This is a genomic window from Faecalibacterium sp. i21-0019-B1 (genome assembly GCF_042852915.1).
Classification (GTDB): Bacteria; Bacillota; Clostridia; order Oscillospirales; family Ruminococcaceae; genus Faecalibacterium; species Faecalibacterium taiwanense.
Genome location: NZ_AP031425.1, coordinates 2,230,118 through 2,253,008, shown reverse-complemented (window position 1 = coordinate 2,253,008; position 22,891 = coordinate 2,230,118). Strand labels below are relative to the sequence as shown.

The 22,891-nt window shown below is 56.9% G+C and carries 22 protein-coding genes, 1 tRNA gene and 1 pseudogene; 13 read left to right on the top strand and 11 right to left on the bottom strand.

Annotation, left to right across the window (positions count from 1 at the left end; genetic code table 11):
- Window positions 1–12: 12 nt before the first annotated feature.
- The 9 genes from ACGHP1_RS11190 to ACGHP1_RS11150 form a co-directional block, all read right to left on the bottom strand.
- A complete protein-coding gene (locus ACGHP1_RS11190; protein ID WP_390509443.1) occupies window positions 13–1,800 on the bottom strand; it encodes a VirD4-like conjugal transfer protein, CD1115 family in 1,788 nt (595 codons plus the stop codon).
- Window positions 1,797–2,273: a PcfB family protein gene (locus ACGHP1_RS11185; RefSeq protein WP_120151306.1), complete on the bottom strand. Its 477-nt coding sequence runs from the start codon at window positions 2,271–2,273 to the stop codon at window positions 1,797–1,799. Before ACGHP1_RS11185 ends, ACGHP1_RS11190 begins: the two co-directional genes overlap by 4 nt.
- Before the next feature lie 82 nt (window positions 2,274–2,355).
- Entirely contained in the window at window positions 2,356–2,703 is a 348-nt protein-coding gene (locus tag ACGHP1_RS11180; protein WP_370864155.1) for a hypothetical protein, read from the bottom strand.
- 48 nt (window positions 2,704–2,751) lie between these two features.
- On the bottom strand, window positions 2,752–3,588 hold the full coding sequence (locus ACGHP1_RS11175) for a DUF6017 domain-containing protein (protein ID WP_390509442.1): 837 nt from the start codon (window positions 3,586–3,588) through the stop codon (window positions 2,752–2,754).
- Window positions 3,589–3,615: 27 nt separating this feature from the next.
- Entirely contained in the window at window positions 3,616–4,398 is a 783-nt protein-coding gene (locus ACGHP1_RS11170; RefSeq protein ID WP_390509441.1) for a phosphoadenosine phosphosulfate reductase family protein, read from the bottom strand.
- 34 nt (window positions 4,399–4,432) lie between these two features.
- Window positions 4,433–4,954, bottom strand: coding sequence for a hypothetical protein (locus tag ACGHP1_RS11165; protein WP_390509440.1), 522 nt, complete (start codon window positions 4,952–4,954; stop codon window positions 4,433–4,435).
- Between the two features lies 1 nt (window position 4,955).
- Window positions 4,956–5,219: a DUF5720 family protein gene (locus ACGHP1_RS11160; protein ID WP_021633188.1), complete on the bottom strand. Its 264-nt coding sequence runs from the start codon at window positions 5,217–5,219 to the stop codon at window positions 4,956–4,958.
- Complete coding sequence (locus ACGHP1_RS11155) at window positions 5,209–5,823, bottom strand: hypothetical protein (protein WP_390509438.1); 615 nt, start codon at window positions 5,821–5,823, stop codon at window positions 5,209–5,211. The genes ACGHP1_RS11160 and ACGHP1_RS11155 overlap by 11 nt, the downstream gene beginning before the upstream one ends.
- Before the next feature lie 47 nt (window positions 5,824–5,870).
- A complete protein-coding gene (locus ACGHP1_RS11150; RefSeq protein WP_215688594.1) occupies window positions 5,871–6,785 on the bottom strand; it encodes a ParB/RepB/Spo0J family partition protein in 915 nt (304 codons plus the stop codon).
- A gap of 259 nt (window positions 6,786–7,044) precedes the next feature.
- Between ACGHP1_RS11150 and ACGHP1_RS11145 the strand changes: the two are divergent.
- A pseudogene (locus ACGHP1_RS11145) lies at window positions 7,045–7,221 on the top strand (tyrosine-type recombinase/integrase); the annotation flags it as partial.
- Between the two features lie 62 nt (window positions 7,222–7,283).
- On the opposite strand, the gene ACGHP1_RS11140 reads toward ACGHP1_RS11145, so the two are convergent.
- A tRNA-Leu gene (locus tag ACGHP1_RS11140) sits at window positions 7,284–7,362 on the bottom strand.
- Window positions 7,363–7,899: 537 nt separating this feature from the next.
- Here ACGHP1_RS11140 and ACGHP1_RS11135 point away from each other — a divergent pair.
- The 7 genes from ACGHP1_RS11135 to rfbB all read left to right on the top strand — a co-directional run bounded on the left by ACGHP1_RS11135 (window position 7,900) and on the right by rfbB (window position 17,618).
- The gene (locus ACGHP1_RS11135; RefSeq protein WP_223388964.1) at window positions 7,900–9,822 is read left to right on the top strand and encodes an HD domain-containing phosphohydrolase; all 1,923 of its coding nucleotides are present in this window, start codon (window positions 7,900–7,902) and stop codon (window positions 9,820–9,822) included.
- A gap of 155 nt (window positions 9,823–9,977) precedes the next feature.
- On the top strand, window positions 9,978–11,027 hold the full coding sequence (locus ACGHP1_RS11130) for a SpoIID/LytB domain-containing protein (RefSeq protein ID WP_390509435.1): 1,050 nt from the start codon (window positions 9,978–9,980) through the stop codon (window positions 11,025–11,027).
- Window positions 11,028–11,157: 130 nt separating this feature from the next.
- On the top strand, window positions 11,158–13,581 hold the full coding sequence (locus ACGHP1_RS11125; RefSeq protein WP_097775165.1) for a glycosyltransferase family 2 protein: 2,424 nt from the start codon (window positions 11,158–11,160) through the stop codon (window positions 13,579–13,581).
- Between the two features lie 5 nt (window positions 13,582–13,586).
- A complete protein-coding gene (locus ACGHP1_RS11120; protein WP_390509433.1) occupies window positions 13,587–14,378 on the top strand; it encodes a glycosyltransferase in 792 nt (263 codons plus the stop codon).
- Window positions 14,379–14,708: 330 nt separating this feature from the next.
- Entirely contained in the window at window positions 14,709–15,596 is an 888-nt protein-coding gene (rfbA, locus tag ACGHP1_RS11115) for a glucose-1-phosphate thymidylyltransferase RfbA (RefSeq protein ID WP_005944568.1), read from the top strand.
- Window positions 15,597–15,617: 21 nt separating this feature from the next.
- Entirely contained in the window at window positions 15,618–16,535 is a 918-nt protein-coding gene (gene rfbD / locus ACGHP1_RS11110; RefSeq protein WP_097775168.1) for a dTDP-4-dehydrorhamnose reductase, read from the top strand.
- 18 nt (window positions 16,536–16,553) lie between these two features.
- Window positions 16,554–17,618, top strand: coding sequence for a dTDP-glucose 4,6-dehydratase (gene rfbB / locus ACGHP1_RS11105; RefSeq protein ID WP_097776439.1), 1,065 nt, complete (start codon window positions 16,554–16,556; stop codon window positions 17,616–17,618).
- 127 nt (window positions 17,619–17,745) lie between these two features.
- Here rfbB and ACGHP1_RS11100 read toward each other — a convergent pair whose 3' ends face one another.
- Window positions 17,746–18,345 carry a uridine kinase gene (locus ACGHP1_RS11100; RefSeq protein ID WP_390509430.1) on the bottom strand — a complete coding sequence of 200 codons (600 nt, stop codon included), beginning with the start codon at window positions 18,343–18,345 and terminating at the stop codon, window positions 17,746–17,748.
- A 447-nt stretch (window positions 18,346–18,792) separates the two neighbouring features.
- Here ACGHP1_RS11100 and ACGHP1_RS11095 point away from each other — a divergent pair, with 447 nt between their 5' ends.
- From ACGHP1_RS11095 to ACGHP1_RS11075, 5 genes are all read left to right on the top strand, one after another.
- Window positions 18,793–19,377: a DUF3793 family protein gene (locus ACGHP1_RS11095; protein WP_371290508.1), complete on the top strand. Its 585-nt coding sequence runs from the start codon at window positions 18,793–18,795 to the stop codon at window positions 19,375–19,377.
- 445 nt (window positions 19,378–19,822) lie between these two features.
- Complete coding sequence (locus ACGHP1_RS11090) at window positions 19,823–20,038, top strand: FeoA family protein (RefSeq protein ID WP_005944556.1); 216 nt, start codon at window positions 19,823–19,825, stop codon at window positions 20,036–20,038.
- Window positions 20,039–20,120: 82 nt separating this feature from the next.
- Window positions 20,121–20,342 (top strand): FeoA family protein, encoded by a 222-nt coding sequence (locus ACGHP1_RS11085; RefSeq protein ID WP_005944554.1) that lies wholly within the window; start codon window positions 20,121–20,123, stop codon window positions 20,340–20,342.
- A gap of 25 nt (window positions 20,343–20,367) precedes the next feature.
- Window positions 20,368–22,554: a ferrous iron transport protein B gene (gene feoB, locus ACGHP1_RS11080; RefSeq protein WP_390509427.1), complete on the top strand. Its 2,187-nt coding sequence runs from the start codon at window positions 20,368–20,370 to the stop codon at window positions 22,552–22,554.
- Between the two features lie 36 nt (window positions 22,555–22,590).
- The gene (locus ACGHP1_RS11075; RefSeq protein WP_044954063.1) at window positions 22,591–22,773 is read left to right on the top strand and encodes a FeoB-associated Cys-rich membrane protein; all 183 of its coding nucleotides are present in this window, start codon (window positions 22,591–22,593) and stop codon (window positions 22,771–22,773) included.
- Window positions 22,774–22,891: the final 118 nt, after the last annotated feature.

Here is a 22,891-nt window from a genome sequence, read left to right as displayed (position 1 = left end):
AGGCTGCCGCCGTCAGGCGACAGGTTCACCGGAAAGGTCTGCCTGATACACCTCAACTGCATCATCCGGCTTGAGCTTGAGGCGATGGGACAGAAAACGCTCTATGTCAAAGGCGTATTTCTTGTCATAATCCGCTGTGTAGCGGTAGAGGGGATGCTTGGTGAGATCATATTTGTTGGACAGAAACGGGCGGACGCCGCGAAGCTGCAAGATGCACTTGCCGCCATCCAGCACGGCAAGCTCATCCACGCTCATCAGCTCCTTGCCCAATTTCTGATAGTTCAGCGAATGGGAAACCTCGCGGCCACGGCTCTCGCCGGTGTTATAGCTGTCGATGGTTTCCTTGCCCAGCGCCGCCGCCAGCTCTTTCAGCGTACCGGGTTCCTTTCCACCCAAAAAGATGGAACAGTCCATGTTGCCGATGATCGTATCCGCGCTGTCTTTATACAGGGCTTTGAGCTGGCTCTGTGCCTGCAAGACAAGGCAACAGGAGATTTCTCTGGAACGGATCGTCGCTACCAGCTTTTCAAGCCTCGGTATCTGCCCGATATTCGCGGCCTCGTCAATGAGGCAGCGGACATGAACCGGCAAGCGCCCGCCGTACACATCATCTGCCTTTTCGCACAGCAGATTGAAAAGCTGGGTATAGCACATGGAAATGAGAAAGTTAAAGGTATCATCCGTGTCGGACATGATGATGAACAGGGCGGTTTTTCGGTCGCCCAGCGTGTCCAGTTGCAGCTCGTCATAGGCCGTCAATTCCCGCAGCTCCTGAATGTCAAAGGGAGCAAGCCGTGCGCCGCAGGAAATCAAGATGCTCTTAGCGGTCTTGCCGGCACTTAGCTTGAATTTGGCATATTGGCGGACGGCGAAGTGGTCTGGCTTGCGCTTTTTCAGCTCGTCGAACATCAAGTCCACCGGATTTTTGAAGTCCTCATCGTCCTCACGCACCTCCATCGCATTGATAAACTCAATGAGCGTAGAGAAATTCTGCTCCTCCACCGGCGCTTCATAGTGGATGTACCCGATAAGGGCGGTGTAGAGCAGCGTTTCCGCTTTCACCCAGAAATCGTCACCGGCTTTGCCCTCGCCCTTGGTGTTGGCGATCAGCGTCGTGACCAGCTTCAAAATGTCCTTTTCCGAGTGGATGTAGGCGAACGGGTTGTAGTGCATGGACTTCTTGAAGTTCAGGGAATTGAGAATCTTGATCTGATACCCGTTCTTTTGCAGCGCATGGCCGCAGGAAACCACGATGTCCCCTTTGGGATCGGTGACGACGAAACTGGTGGGATAGGTTTTTGATGTGCATTGGAGCAGATTGGGCTTCAACCAAAAGCGGGTCTTGCCCGAACCGCTGCCGCCGACGATTAGGACATTTTTGTTCCGCGCCGTTTTTGGGTCTTTGGGGCGGCTGTTCATCGTCAGCCGCTCCGTCTGCGTGAGAATGATGTTGTTTTCAAACGCGGGATCGACGTAAGGCTTGATGTCCTCGGCGGTTCCCCAACGGGCGCTGCCGTACTCCAGATTTTTGCGGAATTTCTTTGCGTTTTTGCCCTTGATATAGACCGCCAGCCGAATGGCGATGGCGGCGACAACGCCCACGCACAGGTCAATGGGATGAAAGCTGGGGACAAGGGAGTGAAACGCTGTGTTCAGGCCGGTCATAATGTTCAGCAGCTTCGCCGAAGCGTCTGAACCGGGAGCCAGCCGCACCGCCTCGCTGACCTTGGTGGCCAGCAGTGCGATGAACACATACGGGATGTTGGGAAGGATGAGCTTTTTGACGTTGACTTGCTTCATCGTTCCAGCTCCTTCCTCTTTGTCCTGTCCACCACAGCCGCCTGAATGAGCGACTTGAAGTGTTGCAGCTTTTCCAGTACCGAGGGGCGTTCCGCCTTTCTGACCTGCTTGGTGGTATATTCCTTGAACGCGGCGGTCATGGCGTCGGCGTCCGGCGCTTTGAAGAACACCATGTACCGCTTTTCGCCCTTGACCTTGAATGGAGCGAAGTCAATGCCATACTTCCGGGCGATCCGGTTGAATGAGCCGATATTCTGATCGGTGACTTCAATGCTCTGCAATCCCTTATCCTTGGCGGCAAGCTGCTTGACGGTCATTTTTCCGTGGGGATTGGCCTTGCTGTACTGATGCTTCTGATGGCCGCTTTTTAGCTGCTCCAGCAGCTTGGCAACGGCCTTACGAAATTCCTGTTCACCCAGCTTCCCACAGGAGATCATCAGGGATACGATTCTCTGTTCAACTTCTTCCTGCATGACTTATCACGCTCCTTTCCTCCGATTTGCAGGGAGAATGCCGGGACACTAAGGCGGTACCACCAGCCGGTGCAGAAGATGCTCATTCATTTCTGCGCCCCTGTCCCTTGACGGTCAGGATGCCGTCCAGCGTGGTGGCGGTGATCCGCAGACGCTCGGCCACGGCGATGTCGTTTTTCACGCTTTCATCCACGGTGCTGCCGCAAACCACCAGCACACGAGCGCGGCGCAGATACTCCCGCGCCATGTCGATACAGTCCTTGTGCTCCTGCGGAATCTCATCGCGCAGGAACAGCGGCAAAAACAGCGCGGGGCAGACGGGCGAAAAGCCCGCGTCATAGACCGCCCTGCAATACTTGGCGGCATTTTCGGTGTTCTCAAACTCATTCTCGCTCCACGGAGCGGTGATGTAGGCAAGGGGGCGTTTCATCGGTATCAAATCCTTTCTCCCGGAATCGGGCATGAAAAATGACGGCCTTTAGGGGCCGCCGTGAAAATCGTGATTGACCAGCATGGCATAGTGGTTGTCGATGGTGGAAACAGAGTTGAACAGCGCCGCCATGAGATAGGCTTTCGTGTTCCAGACGCGGGTGGTGTTCTCGCGGATACCGTCCATGACCTTTTCGATGTGCATGGAGGTGATCTTTTCAAAGCGCTGTTGGACGAAGCCAGTGGGATACTCCGCATCCCGCCCGATCTTGACCGTGGGGCTGCGGTTCATAGCGACCTCCAGCATAATCTCCACCAGCTCATCAAGCTGCATCCGGTCATACTGCTGACAGAGAATGTCGTATTCGATTTGCTCTCTGATCTCCGCTTTTTTCTCAAATCCGTCCGTCATTCCGTCCGCCGCAGGCAGAAAGAATGAATGAGTGCTTGATAGATCAGTATTTGATTTTTGAGTATTAGATTTCTTAGTATTTAATTGCGCGGGATTATCCGTATCCGATGCCTCCGTATCCGGGTTATCCAGATACGGGTTTTCCGTATCTGGTAAAGTCGTATCCGGTGGAGAGGGCTTTCGGGGCTTCTCGAAGATGGTGTACTCCGTGTCGGAAATGCGCCCGTCCTTGCCGCGAAGCTGACGGCGGATGATGTAGCCCGCCAGCTCCAGCTCCTTGAGCGTTTTCCCGATGGCGTCCACGCCCTCCTTGCAGATCGCAGCCAGCCCCCGCGTGGTGTAATTCCACTCGTCGGGGAGGGAGAGCATCATGGAGAGCAGCCCCTTGGCTTTCAGGGAAAGATTGCTGTCTTTCAGGTGATGGTTGCACATCACCGTGTAATCCCGCGTCCGTTCAACGCGAAATACAGCCATATTGCTTCAATCCTTTCCGCAGGGCAGTCAACCTGTTTGGCCGTCCTCCTCGCCAAACCGCGTATCCAGCCGCTTTACGCTCCAGTTCTGCTTGAACTGTCCCAGCGGGCCGGTGCCGAACTGCGCCAGCGCACGGCGATCCAGCTCCAGCAGCTTTTTCCACAGCTCCGGGTGATGCTTTCGCAGCTTCCGCAGCTCGTCGATACGCTGGAACGGGCAGCACCAGCAGGACGCACGGTGGTAAATCTCATACAGCCTGCCGAAGTCAAAGCCACGGTCGTAACAGGCTTGGAGCGCCTGCGCCTCCGTGATGCCCCATTCCACGAGGGGATACCGCTCATCCTTGCAGCGCCACGCTTCATCGGCGGCGATACCGACATAGTGGATCGCGCCCAGCTCGCCTTTGAGCCGGTTGACCTCCTTGGTGATGAGGTGCGTTTTGAGCTGCCCGGTACACCAGCGGACGCGGATTCCCGGCCAGCCGTTGCCGTAGGGCGGGATGCCCAGCTTTGCACGGTTTTCCAGACTGCGGGGCTTCTGCTTGGGTTCGTCGAACATCAGGTATTCAAAGCCCTTGGGATGCCGCAGCGTAGTGATATGGATGCCGCGCTCCCGGAAAAGATGCTCGTCCAGTTTGGCAAGGTGTTCATACATTTCCGGGAACTCCATGCCGGTGTCCGCTGACAGCACCATGTCGATGGGCATATCCTGTTCGATCATCAAAAGCAGCATGGCGGTACTGTCCTTACCCCCGGACAGGCTGACGGCGTGAAACTGCTTGCCGTTTGCGTTCTGAATGGTTTCCCGCATGGGGAAGCCGCTCCGTTTTCACTCCTTTCCCACATTACAGCTCATAGATGGGCTGCTCGTGTTCGTAGTAGGGATCGCACAGGGCGGCAAGCTCGGCCACCAAGTCCTCCAAATCCAGAGAAATCTCGCTGTCTGCCCAATCGCTGCCCTTGTAGACGCGATACTCGGTGACGTATTCGCCTTCTCCGGCGTTCACGCTGAATTTGGCAACGACGGCGAAGCCCATATCCTCCAGCAGCCACAGCTCCATCGACCGGGCAGCAAACACCGCGCCGATATAGCTGTCGCCTACGTCCTCATAGAGAAGCGTCGCTCGCTGCTTGAACAGCTCCGAGCTGCGATAGTCCAAGCTCAGCGCATTTTTGCCGTCTGCGCGGTAGGCATAGACCGTTTCAGCCTTGTTCCAAACGGCTTGCAGCAGGGCGTGATAGTCGATGTTTTCCAGAAACTCGTCGATCTCCGTTTCCGTGTAGCCGACCTCCGTACCCTTGCGGAACAGCGTGGTCAGCGCTTTTTCCAGCTCTGTTACTCTGTTCGTGGTAATTCCTCCAATCATTTTAGTGACGCCGCTTTTTCCGGTCAGGAAGGATATGCCCCTCAATGACGGCGGCGTGTTTGCGGATTTTGATTTCTCCGCGCCTCTCGGATGCCTGCGCCTTGGCATATCCCACGTCGGAGAGGAACAGCCGCAGCCGTTCGCCCTTTTCACCCACAGGAGATTTCCATGACAGGACATCAAAAATAATCATGTGGCGGGTTTCGTCCATAAAGCGCTCCAGCGCAAGGATGCTGTGCCCGCCGACAAAATCATCAGCGTTCATATTCGGCACCTCGCGCTCTGATCTGAAAGGCGGCAAGCCCGTAGCGGGCGATCAGAGTGGCGTTGACGATCAGGCGCAGCGCCTCCGGGTCAATGACCTCCGGTTCCGCCAAGTCCGCCATCGTGACGGCCTCCGTCTTGTCGCAGAGGTCGCGCGCCGCCATGAACAGTGCGTAGTTGTGCGGCGAAGTGTTTTTCAACACCGCATAGCCGAACTCGATCCCGTCCTTGCAGAAGCAGTTTGCCGTGCGGCGGTAAATGTCGTCATTAGAGGTCAGCAGGTACATGGCCGCATAATAGGCGTTGGTATCCCTGCGGCGGCGGTAGCCCTGCACGGCGCACTGATACTGCATTCGGCGCTCATGCTGCTCGTTGCTCCAAAGGCTTCCGGGATAGTGCTTGATCAGCAGGTTCAGGCGCGGGGACAGACGGCGGTCGCGGGGGAATGTTTCCATGACGACCTCGCGGTAGCCGACCACACCGGCCTCGATGCGCTCGGCCAGCCACGGGCAGCGCAGGGCGGTACAGCCCAGCTTTTTCACATACTCGGTACAGAGCTGGCAGTTCACATCTTTGGGCGTGTATTTGAACGTGTTGATATACATGGCGTCCTCCTTTTGGCATGAAAATAGCGGACAAACTGCTTGTCCGCTCAACGGCTCTGGTCGCGCTGGCGCTTTTTCTGCCATGCGTCCAGTAATTTGAAAATGGTGTTCTCAATCTGGAACGGGGTATAGGAACGCGGGAAGTATTTGCGGAGCTTTTCACCGGAGAGGGTAATGTCGTTTTTCTCCGGTTTCTTCTGCTCCATCATAATGGAGAGCATGGTGTCCTCGTTCAGTTCGCCGCTCTGACTGAGCTTTTTCATCCGCTGTGCCTGCGAGAGCGAGGGGGTGGCCTGTTCGCTGTCGATGGTTTCCAAAAGCAAGCCCTGCTCTTTGGGAGTCAGCGCCGCGATCTGATAAGCGGGACTGAGGGCGATCTTCTTCTCGTCCACCATCTGCTGAAGCTCTGGGACTAACTGTGTCAGAGCGATGTAGTTGCGGATGGTGTCTCCGCTCACACCGGCATCCTGACCGACTTCATCATCGCTGCGGAACTTCGCCGAAATTTTCGGCGAAGTCAGATCCGTTCGTGCGCCCTGCCGCTTGATGGCCTCCATCTTCATCTTGTAGGCTTTGGCGCGTTCGGAGGGCAGGATATTCTCTCGCTGGAGGTTGCTGTCCACCATGATAATGGTGGCAGCGTCCCGGTCAATGTCGCGGACAATGACGGGCATGGTGGCCAGCCCCGCCAGCTCACAGGCGTGTTTGCGGCGGTGGCCTGCAATCAGCTCATAACCGCCGTCCTCCCGTGGCCGTGCCAGCGCGGGGACGAGGACGCCGTATTCCTTGACGCTTTCGGCGGTTTCCTGCATGGACGCATCCTCCCGCACCTGAAAGGGGTGATCCGGGAACGGATGCAGCTCAGAGAGCGAAATCTGAACAACTACTTCCTGCTGCGGTTTCGGCTTTTTGGATGGCGCGGGCTTTTTGCCCGGTTCCTTCTGCACGGTTTTTTCAGGCATTGTGTTCCTCCTGTCGGCATCTGATTTTGGGTACAAAAAAGACATTTCTTCTTTGCAGAGGAAATGACCTGATTTTTTGGACGGGCTGACAGCCCGCCCAAACGGTATTTTATTTTTGTCGTTACTATAACACCCCCTACGAAATAACTACCTCGCGGCTCGATTTTTCGGTTTGGAAAAGGATGAAAAACCTTGCCAGATAACCGAAAACCCTTGATATACGGGGCTTTTCCGGCTTGTCGTAATTATACCGTAAGGGCATAGCTGCGCCAGTCTGCTCTATGCCAATGGCGTGAGCCTGAAGGAGATTCAGGAGTGGCTGGGGCACAGCGACATCAGCACGACAAGCAACATTTATACACATCTGGATTTCTCCAGTAAGGTATCTTCGGCGAATGCAATCGTCAATATCTTCCCAGAAAACGCCAAAGTATAAAAAATGGGCAAAAAAGAAAAACAGCCTAAAATCTTTCGATCCTAAGCTGTTTTATGATGAAGTGCCGATGGTGGGACTCGAACCCACATGGTTTCCCGAACGATTTTGAGTCGTTTGCGTCTGCCATTCCGCCACATCGGCTGATATTCAATTTTGAGACATTCGTACCGGTTTCTGAAGATTGGAGGGATGTTCAGGAGGGATGTAAGAAATCCTGCTTCGACAAACCTTCAAAATTCAACGCACAATCGTGAATTTCTCGTACAGACAAGAAAAATCACGAAGCGGATTTTGAGTCCCCCTCGTCTGCCATTCCGACACACCGGCTGATATGCAATTCAAAAGAACATTACTATTATAGCGGATTCTGCGCACAAAATCAAGACTGAGTTTCCGGCGGAAACACGTGGACTGTTCCCGGGCAGAGCGGGCAGCAGACGGCCGGAAAACTGCACTCCCCAATTTGCGTCGCTTTGTGCGGCACAGTACGGTGTCTGATGAGGAAATTTGACAAAAATAAAGAGCTTACGTTGATTTTACAGGATCAAAACGACACATTCCGCACTGCGGGCTGCAAGGGGTGAAGATTGACGTATTCTGGTAAAAAATAGTATAATGTTATTCGTGAAGGAATGCCGTGCGGCCCAAAACGCGCGGTTTTGCAGCGGGGGATATGCGATGATGAGCAAAAAAAGCAGAACACGCCAGCAGATGGAAGAGGAAATGCGCCAGCTCCGCAAGGTGTTCATGACAGTGCGCCTGATGAAGGCGGACGAGGTGCAGGGCGGCAAAAAGGGCAGCGCGCCCTGCTATGCCCAGTGGCGGCGCAGCCGTCCGTGTGAAAACTGCGTGGCAAGGCAGGCGCTGGAAAAGAACACCCGGAAAACAAGGCTGGAATACTTTGGGCAGGAACTGTACGAGATCACGGCCAGCTGTGTGCAGGTGGATGGCCAACTCTGTGTGCTGGAGCTGACCCGCAAGATCGACCGCAGCGTTCTGCTGGACCCGGAAAACGGTGAGCGGCTGCTCAACAGCATTACCGACGAGCGGGAAAAGCGCTACCGCGACCCGCTGACCGGTGCCTACAACCGCACCTATTATGATGAGAACTACCGCTATCGCAGCATTACCGCCGGTGTGGCGATGCTGGATATGGACGATCTGAAGTTCTCCAACGATGTTTACGGCTCCGGTGCAGGCAACAGCGTGCTGGAAACGGCGGTAAGCACCATCCGGCGCGGCCTTTCGGAAAAAGACCGCCTGATCCGCTACGACGGCGGCAGGCTGCTTTTGCTGCTACCGGACATCCGGCAGGAACAGCTCAGCCCGCGTCTGGAACAGATCCGTCTGCAGCTGCAGGCGGCCAGCGTGCCGGGCTACTCCCGCATCCGCATGTCGGCCAGCATTGGCGGCGTGTGGATCGACGACGAAAATGTGGACGATGCGGTGCAGCACGCGGAACGACTGATGCACTATGCACGCATCCAGAAAAACACCGTGATCACCGAGCGTCAGCCGGAGCCGCACGCCCTGCAGCCCACCCACAGCCGCCAGAGTGTGCTCATCGTGGACGACTCGGCCATGAACCGGATGCTGCTCAGCCAGATGCTGAACAGCCAGTTCGACACTGCCGAAGCGGCTTCCGGCGAGGACTGCCTGCGCCTGCTGGAACAGAACCCCACCGGCATCTCCGTTGTGCTGCTGGATATCCACATGACCGGCATTGACGGCTTTACCGTGCTGGAAGCCATGAGCCAGCGCGGAATGCTGGAAGAGATCCCGGTCATCATGATCTCCAGCGAGGACAATGTGGACACGGTGCGCCGCGCCTTTGATCTGGGTGCGTCCGATTATATCAGCCGCCCCTTTGATGCAAGGGTGGTGTATCAGCGCATTACCAACACCATCCGCATGTATGCAAAGCAGCGCCGCCTGAGCGCCATGGTGGCGGATCAGGTGTCGCAAAAGGAAAAGCGCAGCCAAATGATGATCGGCATTCTGAGCCGGGTGGTGGAGCGCCGCAACGGCGAGAGCCGCACCCATGTGCAGCACATCAGCACCCTGACCGGAATGCTGCTGGACCATCTGGTGCAAAAGACCGAGACTTACCCCCTGACGCAGGAGATGCGTCGTACCATCAGCATGGCCTCGGTGCTGCACGACATTGGCAAAATGGAGATCGGGGAACAGGTCCTGAACAGCCCGGAGCCGCGCACGCCGGAGGATGAAGAAACCATGCGCCAGCATACCCTGCTGGGTGCACGGATGCTGGAAGAGCTGGATGCCTACCGCGACGAAGATTTTGTGCGGGTAGCCTATCAGATCTGCCGCTGGCACCACGAGCGGTACGACGGCAGCGGCTACCCGGACCAGCTGGTTGGCGAACAGATCCCCATTGCGGCACAGGTGGTCGGCCTTGCGGATGCCTACGAAACGCTGACCACTGGCAGCGGAAGCCAGCCGCCGGTACCCTGCGCGGCTGCAGTGCAGATGCTTTGCACCGGCGAGGCCGGGGCGTTCAATCCGGTGCTGCTGGACTGCCTGCGGGAGATCGAGAACGAGATCGACGATGCCATGCGTCGTCGGCCGGAGACCTTATAAATCAGACCGGAGAGCAGCCCGAACGGGAAAGGCCCTCCGGTTTCTTCTTTGTCCAGATGTGAAAACGAAAGTCCAGTCCTTGCCCGCAGGCGCAGGCTGTGTTACACTGTAAAAAACACGGTCAGAAATCTGCAAAAAACAGGAGGAGATCACTTTTGAAACATCTGCATCGGTTTGTGCGCCGCGCGGCGGCGTTTGTGCTGGCAGCAGCGCTGTGCGTTTGCGTGCTGGTCCCGGCGGCTTCGGCAGCCACCACTATGGGTGGCGCGGACACGACCTTGATCCCTGCCGAGGAGGAAAACTGCCTTGCATGGCTCTTTGGCACCAGTGATACCATCACCATGCCTTACCTCAACATCAAGGGAAAAGGCCTGCAGCGCAATGTCACGCTGAACCTTGTGGACTGCCTTGTGGGCATTACCTACACGGAGCTTGGCTCCATTGGCAGCTATGTCAGCGCCAGCGCCGCCCAGCAGGCGTGGAAGGCGCAGGCGGTGGCCATCCATTCCTATCTGGAATACCACAAGCAGTACGGCTCCTCTTCCAATGCGCTCATCTACACTCCGGTGGACCAGATCCCGTCCTCGGCACGGGAAGCCATCCGCAGTGCGGTGGAACCGGTGAAAAATGAGATCCTTACCTACAACGGCAGCGTCTGCGACGCCGTGTGGTCGGCCAGTGCGGGCTATAACACCCAGACCGGCGTGTACGGCACCTGCTCCAGCCGGGACGCATGGGGCACCGATGTGCCGTATCTGCAGAGCGTAGAAAGCCCCTACGAGGAGCAGTACCACAACAAGCTGCGCCGGGTCATCGGAAAAGACTATACCTATAAAGAGTATAACGACAGCCGCACCGGCGAGCCCTACGTCAGCGCCGACACCACCCACAAGGATCTGGGCGGCTTTGTGCAGTACAACACCTTTGTTTCCAATGGCCGCAGCTACCGCTATATCGGCCAGTTCGTTTCCTCCCGCTACTGCTTCGACTTTGGCGCGGACGAAAGCGGTACCCCCTGCATGACCTATTACGGCTTTGGCCATGGCGTGGGCATGAGCCAGTGCGGTGCTGTGGGTTACGCACAGGAGCAGGGCATGGGCTACCGGGAGATCCTGAGCCACTACTACACGGGTGTGAGCATTTCCACTTCCGGCAGCTCCGGCGGTGGGTTCTTTGGCTGGCTGCACAGCCTGTTCCACTGGTAAGCAGTGGAAAACTGCAAAGAAATGCGCGCAAAACCTTCTCAAATCATGCCGGATTTGGTATACTATAAATCGTGTGATTTTTTGAGAGATCATTTTAAGATAAAAAAGTTCCATAGGAGCGGAGATCGGAATGGATCAGGAAAAAGAAACCAAACGACAGGCCGAGCGCTGCCGTGCACTGGCGCAGCGCATCGTGCGGGAGCTGACCCCTGCCAGCATTCAGGTGCTGGGCGGCAGCGGCGCACTGGCCGAAGCACTGGAAAAGGCCGGCGCACAGCTGCTGCCGGAGAATGCAGAGCAGGGCACCGCTGCCCTGCTGGTGGTGGAGGACCCGGAATGGGTGGATCTGCCCGCACTGCAGTGTGCACAGGTGCTGCTGGTATGCACCGATGCATCGGCCATGGCTGACTGTGCAAAGCAGTTGGCCGCACAGGGCCTGTACCGGGATTTTGAGTGGAAGAACCGCGGCAAAGCCCAGCAGACCGCGCTGTTCTGCCGCAGCGCCGCTGTGCAGGATGCACAGCAGCTGCTGGCAGGCTACGAGATGACGCTGGACGATCTGCGAGAGCGGATGCAGCAGGCCGAGCGCACTGGCGAAGAGCAGACGGCTCAGCTGGAACGCCTGCGCAGCGATCTTTCGCTGAGCCGCAGCCATGAGCAGGATCTGGAAAAGACACTGAACAATGTGACCAGCTCTACTTTCTGGAAGATGAGCTGGCCGCTGCGCTACTTTGTCAGCAAGGGTCGTCAGCTGGCACACACCTTCCCGCCGTTCGTCTTTCTGGGCCAGCTGCGCCGGGTGGGCATTTCCGGCGTGCGTGCGCAGGCAAAGGCCAAAAAGGAATATGCGAAGCTGTTCCCGGGCAGGACCATGCGCGCCGACCGCTTTGCCAGCGCAGAGCTGCTGGTAAGGCAGGCGGCCGACCAGCCCGCCGCGCCGCGCATCAGCATCGTGGTGCCGCTGTACAATACGCCGCAGCAGTTTCTGGTGGAGCTGCTGGACTCGGTGCAGAACCAGACCTATCAGAACTGGGAGCTGTGCCTTGTGGATGCCGGACAGGACGAGACGGTGGGCCAGACCGTAGCAGCCCGTGCTGCGGAAGACCCCCGCATCCGCTACCAGAAGCTGGAAAAGAACGAGGGCATTGCGGGCAACACCAATCAGGGCTTTGCGCTGGCAACGGGCGAGTTCATCGCCCTGCTGGACCACGATGATATCCTGCACCCCTGTGCTCTGTGGTACGTGGCACAGGCCATTGCCGAACAGGGCGCAGACTTTGTGTATACGGATGAAGTGACCTTTGAGGGCGACATCGACCATCTGACCGTTTACCATTTCAAGCCGGATTATATGCTGGATAATCTGCGCTCCAACAACTATATCTGCCACCTGAGCGTGTTCAGCGCAAAGCTGCTGGCCGCTGTGGGCGGCGATGAGCGTGCAGCCTACAACGGCAGTCAGGACTATGACCTCTACCTGCGCCTGACCGAAAAGGCGCACAAGATCGTGCATATCCCGCACCTGCTGTACTACTGGCGCTCCAGCCCCACCAGCGTGGCAAGCAACATTTCGGCCAAGACCTACTGTCTGGAAGCTGCGGTCAAGGCCCTGTATGCCCACTACGAGCGTGTGGGTGTGCCGGTGGATGAAGTTTCCATGATCCCGGGTACGCCGGGCTTCTATAAGACGGACTATACCATCACAAAGCCGGGCCGGGTCAGCATCCTGATCCCCAGCTGCGACCATTCTTCCGACCTGCGCACCTGCGTGGAGTCCATCTACCGCAGGAGCACCTATGAGGATCTTGAGATCATCGTCATCGAGAACAACAGCAGGGAGCCTGCCACCTTCCGCTGCTATGAAAAGCTGCAGAAGGAGCACAAGAACCTGAAGGTGATCACATGGCAGGGCACCGGCTTCAACTACAGCGCCCTGAACAACTTTGGCGCAAAGGAAGCCACCGGCGAATATCTGCTGCTGCTCAACAACGATACCGAGGTCATTTCTCCGCGCTGGATCGAAGAAATGCTCATGTACGCCCAGCAGGACCGTGTGGGCTGCGTGGGCGCAAAGCTGCTTTATCCGGACAACACTATCCAGCACGCGGGCATCGGCTTCGGCTTTTTGACCCTTGCGGCCCACATGCACAAGAACTTCCCGGTGGGCCACCCCGGCTATATGGGACGTCTGGTCTATGCACAGGATGTGTATGCGGTCACTGCCGCCTGCCTGATGGTGCGCAGGAGCGTCTACGAGCAGGTGAACGGTCTGGACGAGAGCTTTGCTGTGGCCTTCAACGACGTGGACTTCTGCGTGCGCGTGCGTGAAGCGGGCTATACCAACGTGTTCACTCCGTTTGCACAGCTGTACCACTACGAGAGCAAGAGCCGCGGTCTGGACGAGAACCCGGTCAAGCGCAAGCGCTTCATCTCGGAGGTGGAGCGCTTCCAGAAGCGGTGGGCAAAGCAGCTGGCCGCAGGCGACCCCTGCATGAACCCGAACTTTGACCTGATGAAAGAGGACTTCAGCTTTGACATCAAACCGCTGGAGTGAACGACATGGAACTTTCTGCTTGTATTGTAGTTTATAACGGCGCGGATGAAGCGCTCAGGGCGGCACAGACCGTGCTGGACTGCACCCGCCGCCACCCGCTGACACTGTATCTGGTGGACAACGCCAGCCCGGACGGCAGCGGCCAGTGCCTTGCCAAGGCTGCGAAGGACGGCACCCTGCACATCCGCAAGGACCAGAAGGTGGAGGTGCTCTGCCGCACAGAGAACGGCGGCTTTGGCACCGGCCACAACACGGTGCTCAGCCTGCTGCAAAGCCGGGTGCACTTTATCCTGAACCCGGATATCCAGCTCACTGCGGATACGCTGAGTGACCTTGCGGACTGGATGGCACAGCACCCCGGCGTGGTGATGGCGCGGCCCGCGCTCACCTTCCCGGACGGGCGGCCCCAGCGTCTGCCGCTGCGCCGGTGCAGTGTGCGGGCCATGGTATACCGCCAGCTGCCCTGCCTGAAATTCTGGGCAAAGTACAACGAGCGCTATCTCATGGCGGACAAAGACCTGACAAAACCCACCGAGATCGAGTTCTGCACCGGCAGCTTCTCAGCGGTGGATACCGCAGCCTTCAAGGCCGTGGGCGGCTTTGATGAGGACTACTTCATGTATGTGGAGGACGCCGACCTCACCCAGAAGATGCGCACCCGGGGCAAAGCGTATCTGGTGCCCCAGTACACCGCCATCCATGCATGGCACCGCGCGGCGCACCGCAGCCTGAAGCCCTTTTTGTGGCAGCTGCGCAGCCTGCTGCGCTATTTCTCCAAGTGGGGCTTTGCGTGGTAACTCCCCCAGTCAATGCCTGCGGCATTGCCAGCCCCCTCGGAGAGGGGGCCTTTTGGGCGGAACAAATGCGAGATTGAAGGAGTTTCAGAACGGCTTTTCCGGAAAATTTTTCGGAAAAGCCGTTCTTTCTTGCTTTTTGTGTGATTTGATAGTAAAATAAAGTGAACTGCTATTCCCATTTTGCCATTTTGGGCAGGGGGGGAGCGGCTCCTGAATTTGTTTACAGCGGACGCAGCTCCGCTTTGAATCCATACGTCATCCGGGCGGTCTCCCATCTGGGCGGCGTACAGCTGCACAACTTTTCAATCTATTTTAAAGGAGTGCACAAATATGAAAGGTATCATTCTTGCCGGCGGTGCCGGCACCCGGCTTTACCCGCTGACTATGGTCACCAGCAAGCAGCTGCTGCCGGTCTACGACAAGCCGATGATCTATTACCCCCTGTCCACGCTGATGCTGGCAGGCATTCAGGACATCCTGATCATCTCCACCCCGACCGATACGCCTCGCTTTGAGGCGCTGCTGGGTGATGGCAGCCAGTACGGCATCCATCTGCAGTATAAAGTTCAGCCCTCTCCGGACGGTCTGGCACAGGCCTTCATTCTGGGCGAAGAGTTCATTGGCGACGACTGCTGCGCCATGATCCTGGGCGATAACATCTTCTACGGCAACGGCTTCTCCAAGATCCTCAAGACCGCCGCTGCCAATGCGGAAAACAAAGGCCGCTGCACCGTGTTTGGCTACTATGTGCAGGATCCGGAACGCTTTGGCATCGTGGAGTTCGACAAGGACGGCAAGGTGCTCAGCGTGGAGGAAAAGCCTCAGCATCCCAAGTCCAACTACGCCATCACCGGCCTGTACTTCTATAACAAAGAGGTCGTGAAGATGGCAAAGCAGGTCAAGCCCTCTGCCCGCGGCGAGCTGGAGATCACCACCCTGAACGACATGTATCTGAAGAAGGACGAGCTGGATGTTCAGCTGCTGGGCCGCGGTTTTGCATGGCTGGACACCGGCACCATGGACAGTCTGGTGGAAGCAGCCGATTTTGTGCGCATGATCGAGAAGCGCCAGGGCATCAAGATCAGTGCGCCGGAAGAGATCGCCTTCAAGTACGGCTGGATCGACCGCGACACCCTGCTGGAAAGCGCTGAGCGCTACGGCAAGAGTCCTTACGGCCAGCACCTGAAGAACGTTGCAGACGGCAAGCTGCGCTATTAAGCAAAAGAGAGGCATACCCATATGAAAATCATTGTTACCGGCTGCAAGGGTCAGCTGGGCACCGAGATCCTCAAGCAGCTGCGCGAAGGCCGCAGCGAGATCGGCCCCATCCCCGAAAAGCTGCTCAATGCCACGGTGATCGCCGTGGACCTGCCGGATCTGGATATCTCCAACTACAAAATGGTGGACGAGTTCATCCGCCGCAACCGCCCGGATGTCATCATCAACTGCGCTGCCTACACCAATGTGGACGGCTGCGAAGTGAACCATGATGCCGCCTTCAAGGCAAACGCCCTCGGCCCCCGCAATCTGGCACAGGCAGCGGAAAAGACCGGTGCACGACTGGTACACGTCTCCACCGATTATGTGTTCTCCGGCCGTGAGAACGGCGGCGTTGCACAGGACGAAGCCACCATTCCCGGCCCCATCAGCGCCTATGGCTCTACCAAGCTCATGGGCGAAAAGTATGTGGAGCAGTTCTGCCACCGTCACTTCATCGTGCGCACCGCGTGGCTCTACAGCTACTACGGCAAGAACTTCGTCAAGACCATCGTGAACGCAGGTAAGAAGTTTGGCAAGCTGGAAGTGGTCAATGACCAGTGCGGCAACCCCACCAACGCGGTGGATCTGGCCCACGAGATCCTACAGCTGTGCGTGACCCACGAGTACGGCCTGTATCACTGCACCGGCGAGGGCATCTGCTCGTGGTATGATTTTGCGTCCGAGATCATCCGCCTGTCCGGCGTGGATGCCGCTGTGGCACCCTGCACCAGCGAGGAATACAAGGCAAAGCACCCGGAAAGCGCCGACCGCCCCAAGTGGAGCGCACTGGACAACCGGATGCTGCGCTGCACCGTGGGCAACGATGTGCGCGACTGGAGAGACGCTCTGGCCTGCTTCTTCGCCCACTGGGACGGCGACAACGGGATGAAAGACTGAAAAGAGGAAATTGAACCTATGAAAACCTATCTGATCACCGGCTGCGCCGGTTTTATTGGCTCCAACTTTGTGCATTATATGCTCAAGAAATACCCGGAGATCCTGCTGGTCAATCTGGATAAGCTGACCTACGCCGGCAATCTGGAAAACCTGAAGGATGTGGAGGGCGACCCCCGCCATGTATTCGTGCAGGGCGATATCTGCGACAAGGAGCTGGTGGAAGGCCTGTTCCAGAAGTACGATTTCGATTACGTCATCAACTTTGCCGCCGAGAGCCACGTGGACCGCTCCATCAAGAACCCCGAAATTTTTGTGCAGAGCAACGTGATGGGCACCGTCAACCTGCTGCAGCGCGCCAAGGAAGCATGGTATGATGCCGATGCCAAGACTTGGAAAGAGGGCAAGAAGTACCTGCAGGTGTCCACCGATGAGGTGTACGGTGCACTGGGTGCGGACGGCTTCTTTATGGAGACCACCCCCCTGTGCCCCCACAGCCCCTATTCTTCCTCCAAGGCCAGCGCCGATATGTTCGTTATGGCATTCCACGATACCTACGGCATGCCGGTGAACATCACCCGCTGCTCCAACAACTACGGCCCCTACCAGTTCCCGGAGAAGCTGATCCCCCTGATGATCAACAACGTCAAGCACCACAAGCAGCTGCCCGTCTACGGCGACGGTATGCAGATCCGCGACTGGCTGTATGTGGAAGATCACTGCAAGGCCATCGATATGGTAGCCAACGGCGGCAAGATCGGTGAGGTGTACAACGTGGGTGGCCACAACGAGCGCCCCAACATCTTCATCGTCAAGACCATCATCAACCAGCTGCACGACCGTCTGCAGGACGAGGGCATCAGCGAGGATCTCATCAAGCATGTGGCCGACCGTCTGGGCCACGACCGCCGCTATGGCATCGACCCCACCAAGATCAAGAACGATCTGGGCTGGTACCCCGAGACCCCCTTTGAAAAGGGCATCGTGCTGACCATTGACTGGTACCTGAACCATCAGGAGTGGATGGACCATGTCACCAGCGGTGATTACCAGAACTACTATCAGGATATGTACAAGAATAAGTAACAGCCTGTAAACCAAGCAAAACCAAAAGCCGGACAGCCCGCAAGCTGTCCGGCTTTGTTTGGTTCAAGGGGTGTTCTTCCGCTTTGCTATATGGCACCTTGGTCTTGCCGGCGGCGCGGAAGCCATTTCAAATCGTCCCGCCTTGGGTGGTGTCTACCACAAAATCCGCCGTCTCCGCAATGTGGTACTGGGCAAAATAGCCCTCCTCCAGCGGCACCCACCGGGCGGCAAAATTGGCATATCGCTCCCCCTCCCGCGCCTGCAGGCGGTGGGTCTGCTCTTCTTTTGCGCAGGTCAGGAACACCCGCAGCGTTTCGCAGCCGGTCAGCAGCGGGTGGTGGCTGTAGCTGCCCTCCAAAATCACCAGCGGCTGCGCGGCCAGCTCCCGCGCGGGCAGGTACGCACCCTCGCGGCAGGAATAGGCACGGTACTGCACCGGCTGGCCCTCGTAGGCTGGGCGCAGGGCTTCGTCCCGCAGGCGGTCAAGGTCCATATTGGCGCAGGGCGTTTTCTCCCAGCCGCGGATGCGCTGTGCAGGCGGCAGGTAAAAATCATCGGTGTGCAGGGTGATGCTGGCCGGGAACTGCCGGGCCAGCGTATTCGCAAGGGTGGTCTTGCCGCTGCCGCAGCGGCCATCCAGCGCCAGCACCAGCGGCTTTGTGGGCTGCTGTGCCAGTGCGGCGGCAAGAAGGGAGATCAGGCCCGGCGGTGCAATGTTCTGTGGCATGGATGCGTGCTCCTTTTATAAGATAGAACCCTCTCAGTCATTGCTGCGCAATGCCAGCTCTCCCGAAGGAGAGAGCTTTTGAATGCGCTGACTCTATAAAGAGCTCCCCCTTCGGGGGAGCTGGCGCGTTAGCGCCTGAGAGAGTTTTCCTTATTATACCATACCGTATCTCAAAACGGTAGAATGCACAAAAAGCGAGGCGGAGAAAACTGCGGTTTGTCACGAATAACTTTTTTCAAGAAAAGTGTTGACAACGGCCCACCGCTGTGGTAAGATACAGTCACGTTAGAAGTAACTAACCGCAAGAAACAGATCGGCAGGCCGAAGCCTTGAATGCTCCGCGCAAAGCTGCTTCTTTTTTGGAATCGGGGTTAGAAATATCTAACTTATAACCACGGCGCATCCGGGGAACAATAGCCCGGAGAAACAAGGCGGGAGGGCGCAGACATGGAGCGTAATTTTGAAACGGTCATGATCGAACAGTGTGCCCCGGTGCTGGCAAGCCTGAAACCGGCAGGCCTGTTCCGCTATGAGACCCGCGACTGCGCCGACCTTGCGCGCCGGGTGAAAAACTGGAACACTCAGCTGAACCCCAAGGGCCTGCGTGTGCGGGTGCTCAAGGGCTGCGTGCTCAACCACCGGTATCTTGTGTATGTCTACCGCGAAAGCAAGCTGGCTGCCGTGCTGGCAGATAAAAAGGTGCAGAGCTTTCTGCGGCAGGAGGGCTACCGCCTGCCGGAAGCGGGCGAAGCACCGGATGTGGGCAATATGCTCACTCAGCTTTCCCGCAAGCTGTGCTGTTCGGCAGAATTTCCGCATGAGATCGGGGTGTTCCTTGGCTATCCGCTGGGCGATGTTGTGGGCTTTATCGAGAACCGCGGCAAGAACTTTACCTGCTGCGGCTGCTGGAAGTCCTACGGCGACCCGGATGCAGCGCAGAAGCATTTTGACCAGCTGAGCAAGTGTACAGCAGTCTATCTGCGGCTGTTCCACAGCGGAACACCCATTCTCCGCCTTGCCGTGGCGGCTTAAAATTTGTCATTCTCTTTTCAAATACTCTCTTTTTATCCTGGCACCTGCTGGTGTCCACGCACCGGCGGGAAAGAAATCCTCCTTTTGACACGCGGCCGCGCGGTGCAGACTGACCACTGTACCGCGCGGCTGTGTCATTTGCAGCAAAAGAGCACAGCAGGTCAGAGAAAAAGCTTTGTGATAGTTTACAAGATGCTGTCCAAAAAGAACAAGAAAATGTAAACAATGGCTAACTTTGATTCAATAATTTGAGTTAGTTGTTGTTGATTGTGGTGAAAAAACGGAAAAAATCGGGCAGAAAAATTGTTTGTTCATATGAACTAACTTTTAATTATGAAAAAACTATTGACATAAAAGGTTAGTGGGCGTAAACTATCCACGTTGGTAGTTGCGGCTGACTAACCGCAGCGATATCCCAGATTCAAACAGGAAGGGAAGCGGAAGTATGATGCCTTTGACAATGGCAAAAGCAGGGGAGACCGTCACCATCAAAAAGATCACCGGCAAGGACGAGATCCGGCTGCATCTGGCAGAGCTGGGTTTTGTGGTGGACAGTGAGGTAACGGTCGTCAACGAGATCGCAGGCAACCTGATCATTCAGGTCAAGGAGAGCCGCATCGCGCTGGACAAGACCATGGCAAACCGTATCATGATTGGCTGAACAGTGCCCCGGCGCTGTTTGGGAGCTGCTCCGAAACTGGAATAGTCTCTCTATAAAGACAAGCAGAGGAGGATGGTTAAGTATGAAAACTCTGAAAGACGTAAAGGTCGGCGAGACCGCTACTGTGGCAAAGCTGCACGGTGAAGGTCCGGTCAAGCGCCGCATCATGGACATGGGCATCACCAAGGGTGTTGAGATCTATGTCCGCAAGGTGGCACCTCTGGGCGACCCCATGGAGCTGACCGTGCGCAACTACGAGCTGAGCGTGCGCAAGGCCGATGCTGAAATGATCGAAGTAGTCTGATCCCAAAGGGAGGAAGGATTAAGCAATGAGCATTAAAATTGCACTTGCCGGCAACCCGAACTGCGGTAAAACGACCCTGTTCAACAATCTGACCGGCTCCAACCAGTATGTCGGCAACTGGCCCGGCGTTACGGTGGAAAAGAAGGAAGGCAAGCTGAAGGGCGATAAGGATGTTATCATTCAGGACTTGCCCGGTATCTACTCGCTGTCTCCGTACACGCTGGAAGAAGTGGTTTCCCGTACTTATCTGGTCAAGGAGAAGCCCGATGCCATCCTGAACATCATCGATGGTACCAACATTGAGCGTAACCTGTACCTGACCACCCAGCTGATCGAGCTGGGCATCCCAGTGGTCATGGCTGTGAACATGATCGATCTGGTGCGCAAGAACGGTGATAAGATCGACCTGAAGAAGCTGAGCGCAGAGCTGGGCTGTCAGGCGGTGGAGATCAGCGCACTGAAGGGCGAGGGCACCGAGGCTGCTGCAAAGGCTGCTGTGGCTGCTGCAAAGGCTACCAAGGCTGCTGAGCTGCCCCATGTGTTCACCGGCAGCGTGGAGCACGCCATTGCCCACATCGAAGAGTCCATTCAGGGCAAGGTGGATGACCGCTTCCTGCGCTGGTATGCCGTCAAGCTGTTCGAGCGCGACGAGAAGGTCATGGACGAGCTGAAGCTCGACAAGAGCCTGAGCGACCACATCGACCAGCACATCAAGGACTGCGAAGCTGAGATGGACGATGACGCTGAGAGCATCATCACCAACCAGCGCTATGCATATATCAACACCGTCGTGGGCAAAGCTGTTAAGAAAAAGGCCCGCGTGGAGCACCTGACCGTTTCCGATAAGATCGACCAGATCGTGACCAACCGTATTCTGGCTCTGCCCATCTTCGCACTGGTCATGTTCCTGATGTACTCCCTGTCCATGGGCACCTCCATTGCAGACGGCGGCTGGGCCATTGGTACCTTTGCCACCGACTGGACCAACGATGTCCTGTTCGGTGAGATCGTGCCGGGTGCTCTGGGCGGTTTTCTGGAGAGCATCGGCGTGGCAGGCTGGCTGTACGGCCTGATCATGGACGGCATCGTTGCCGGTGTCGGCGCGGTTCTGGGCTTCGTTCCCCAGATGCTGGTGTTGTTCTTCCTGCTGTCCATTCTGGAGGATGTGGGCTATATGTCCCGTGTCGCCTTCATCATGGACCGTATCTTCCGCAAGTTCGGCCTGTCTGGTAAAAGCTTCATCCCCGTGCTGGTCGGTACCGGCTGCGGCGTGCCCGGTGTTATGGCTTCCCGTACCATCGAGAACGAGCGCGACCGCCGCATGACCATCATGACCACCTGCTTCATCCCCTGCGGCGCAAAGATGCCCATCATCGGTCTCATCGCAGGTGCGATGTTCGGCGGTTCTTCTCTGGTGGCTGTCTCTGCTTACTTCATTGGCATGGCTGCCATCATCTGCTCCGGCGTGATCCTGAAGAAGACCAAGCTCTTCGCAGGTGATCCCGCTCCCTTCGTGATGGAGCTGCCCGCATACCATGTGCCTGCATGGGGCAACGTGTTCCGTGCAACCTGGGAGCGCGGCTGGTCCTTCATCAAGCGCGCAGGCTCCGTCATTCTGGCCGCTACCGTTGTGCTGTGGTTCCTGCAGGGCTTCGGCTTCGAGAACGGTGTCTTCGGCATGGTCGAGGATCAAGACAACTCCGTGCTGGCTGCGATCGCTACCAAGGTCGCATGGATCTTTGCACCTCTGGGCTTCGGCAACTGGCGTGCAACTGTCGCTTCCGTCTCCGGCCTGATCGCAAAGGAGAACGTGGTTGGTACCTTCGGTGTTCTGTATCACTTCGGCGGCGAGCTGTCTGAGAACGGCGATGAGATCTGGGCTGCTGTTGCGCAGGACTACACCGCTCTGTCGGCTTACGCCTTCATGATCTTCAACCTGCTGTGCGCTCCCTGCTTCGCTGCTATGGGCGCCATCAAGCGCGAGATGAACAACGGCAAGTGGACCGCCATCGCCATTGGTTATATGTGCGCTCTGGCTTACTGCGCCGCTCTGGTGGTGTACCAGCTGGGCGGCCTGATCACCGGTGAGATTGGCTTCAACTTCTTCACCATCGTGGCTGCTGTTGTTCTGGTTGGCTTCATCTACCTGCTGGTCCGTCCCAACAAGTATGTTGGCGACAACGAGGTCAAAATCGACGTGACCAAGATCTGATCGAACCGCATGACATTGTGAAAGGGTGTGTTTTGTATGATGGAATTCCTCGCTGCAAATTTTAATCTGCCCACGATCATTGTGGCAGTCATCGTGTTTGGCGGTGTGGGCTGGATCACATGGCACTCCCACAAGCATGGCGGCGGCTGCAGTGGGTGCAGCGGCTGCGGCGAAGGCGGCTGCAATGGCAGCTGCAGCGGTTGCAGCGGCTGTCACTGAGCATTGAAATGATCCGCAAAGGGCGCGGGCTGGAAGTTTCGGCTCGCGCCCTTTTTTCAAAAACAAAAAGTTAGCTTTGGATAACATTGGAAATTCAGAACGAAAGAGAGTGATCGGG

Bases quoted from the DNA above. Each gene is read 5' to 3' on its own strand.
- ACGHP1_RS11190 (WP_390509443.1), bottom strand. From the start codon at position 1,800: ATGAAGCAAGTCAACGTCAAAAAGCTCATCCTTCCCAACATCCCGTAT.
- ACGHP1_RS11185 (WP_120151306.1), bottom strand. From the start codon at position 2,273: ATGCAGGAAGAAGTTGAACAGAGAATCGTATCCCTGATGATCTCCTGT.
- ACGHP1_RS11180 (WP_370864155.1), bottom strand. From the start codon at position 2,703: ATGAAACGCCCCCTTGCCTACATCACCGCTCCGTGGAGCGAGAATGAG.
- ACGHP1_RS11175 (WP_390509442.1), bottom strand. From the start codon at position 3,588: ATGGCTGTATTTCGCGTTGAACGGACGCGGGATTACACGGTGATGTGC.
- ACGHP1_RS11170 (WP_390509441.1), bottom strand. From the start codon at position 4,398: ATGCGGGAAACCATTCAGAACGCAAACGGCAAGCAGTTTCACGCCGTC.
- ACGHP1_RS11165 (WP_390509440.1), bottom strand. From the start codon at position 4,954: ATGATTGGAGGAATTACCACGAACAGAGTAACAGAGCTGGAAAAAGCG.
- ACGHP1_RS11160 (WP_021633188.1), bottom strand. From the start codon at position 5,219: ATGAACGCTGATGATTTTGTCGGCGGGCACAGCATCCTTGCGCTGGAG.
- ACGHP1_RS11155 (WP_390509438.1), bottom strand. From the start codon at position 5,823: ATGTATATCAACACGTTCAAATACACGCCCAAAGATGTGAACTGCCAG.
- ACGHP1_RS11150 (WP_215688594.1), bottom strand. From the start codon at position 6,785: ATGCCTGAAAAAACCGTGCAGAAGGAACCGGGCAAAAAGCCCGCGCCA.
- ACGHP1_RS11135 (WP_223388964.1), top strand. From the start codon at position 7,900: ATGATGAGCAAAAAAAGCAGAACACGCCAGCAGATGGAAGAGGAAATG.
- ACGHP1_RS11125 (WP_097775165.1), top strand. From the start codon at position 11,158: ATGGATCAGGAAAAAGAAACCAAACGACAGGCCGAGCGCTGCCGTGCA.
- ACGHP1_RS11120 (WP_390509433.1), top strand. From the start codon at position 13,587: ATGGAACTTTCTGCTTGTATTGTAGTTTATAACGGCGCGGATGAAGCG.
- rfbA (WP_005944568.1), top strand. From the start codon at position 14,709: ATGAAAGGTATCATTCTTGCCGGCGGTGCCGGCACCCGGCTTTACCCG.
- rfbD (WP_097775168.1), top strand. From the start codon at position 15,618: ATGAAAATCATTGTTACCGGCTGCAAGGGTCAGCTGGGCACCGAGATC.
- rfbB (WP_097776439.1), top strand. From the start codon at position 16,554: ATGAAAACCTATCTGATCACCGGCTGCGCCGGTTTTATTGGCTCCAAC.
- ACGHP1_RS11100 (WP_390509430.1), bottom strand. From the start codon at position 18,345: ATGCCACAGAACATTGCACCGCCGGGCCTGATCTCCCTTCTTGCCGCC.
- ACGHP1_RS11095 (WP_371290508.1), top strand. From the start codon at position 18,793: ATGGAGCGTAATTTTGAAACGGTCATGATCGAACAGTGTGCCCCGGTG.
- ACGHP1_RS11090 (WP_005944556.1), top strand. From the start codon at position 19,823: ATGATGCCTTTGACAATGGCAAAAGCAGGGGAGACCGTCACCATCAAA.
- ACGHP1_RS11085 (WP_005944554.1), top strand. From the start codon at position 20,121: ATGAAAACTCTGAAAGACGTAAAGGTCGGCGAGACCGCTACTGTGGCA.
- feoB (WP_390509427.1), top strand. From the start codon at position 20,368: ATGAGCATTAAAATTGCACTTGCCGGCAACCCGAACTGCGGTAAAACG.
- ACGHP1_RS11075 (WP_044954063.1), top strand. From the start codon at position 22,591: ATGATGGAATTCCTCGCTGCAAATTTTAATCTGCCCACGATCATTGTG.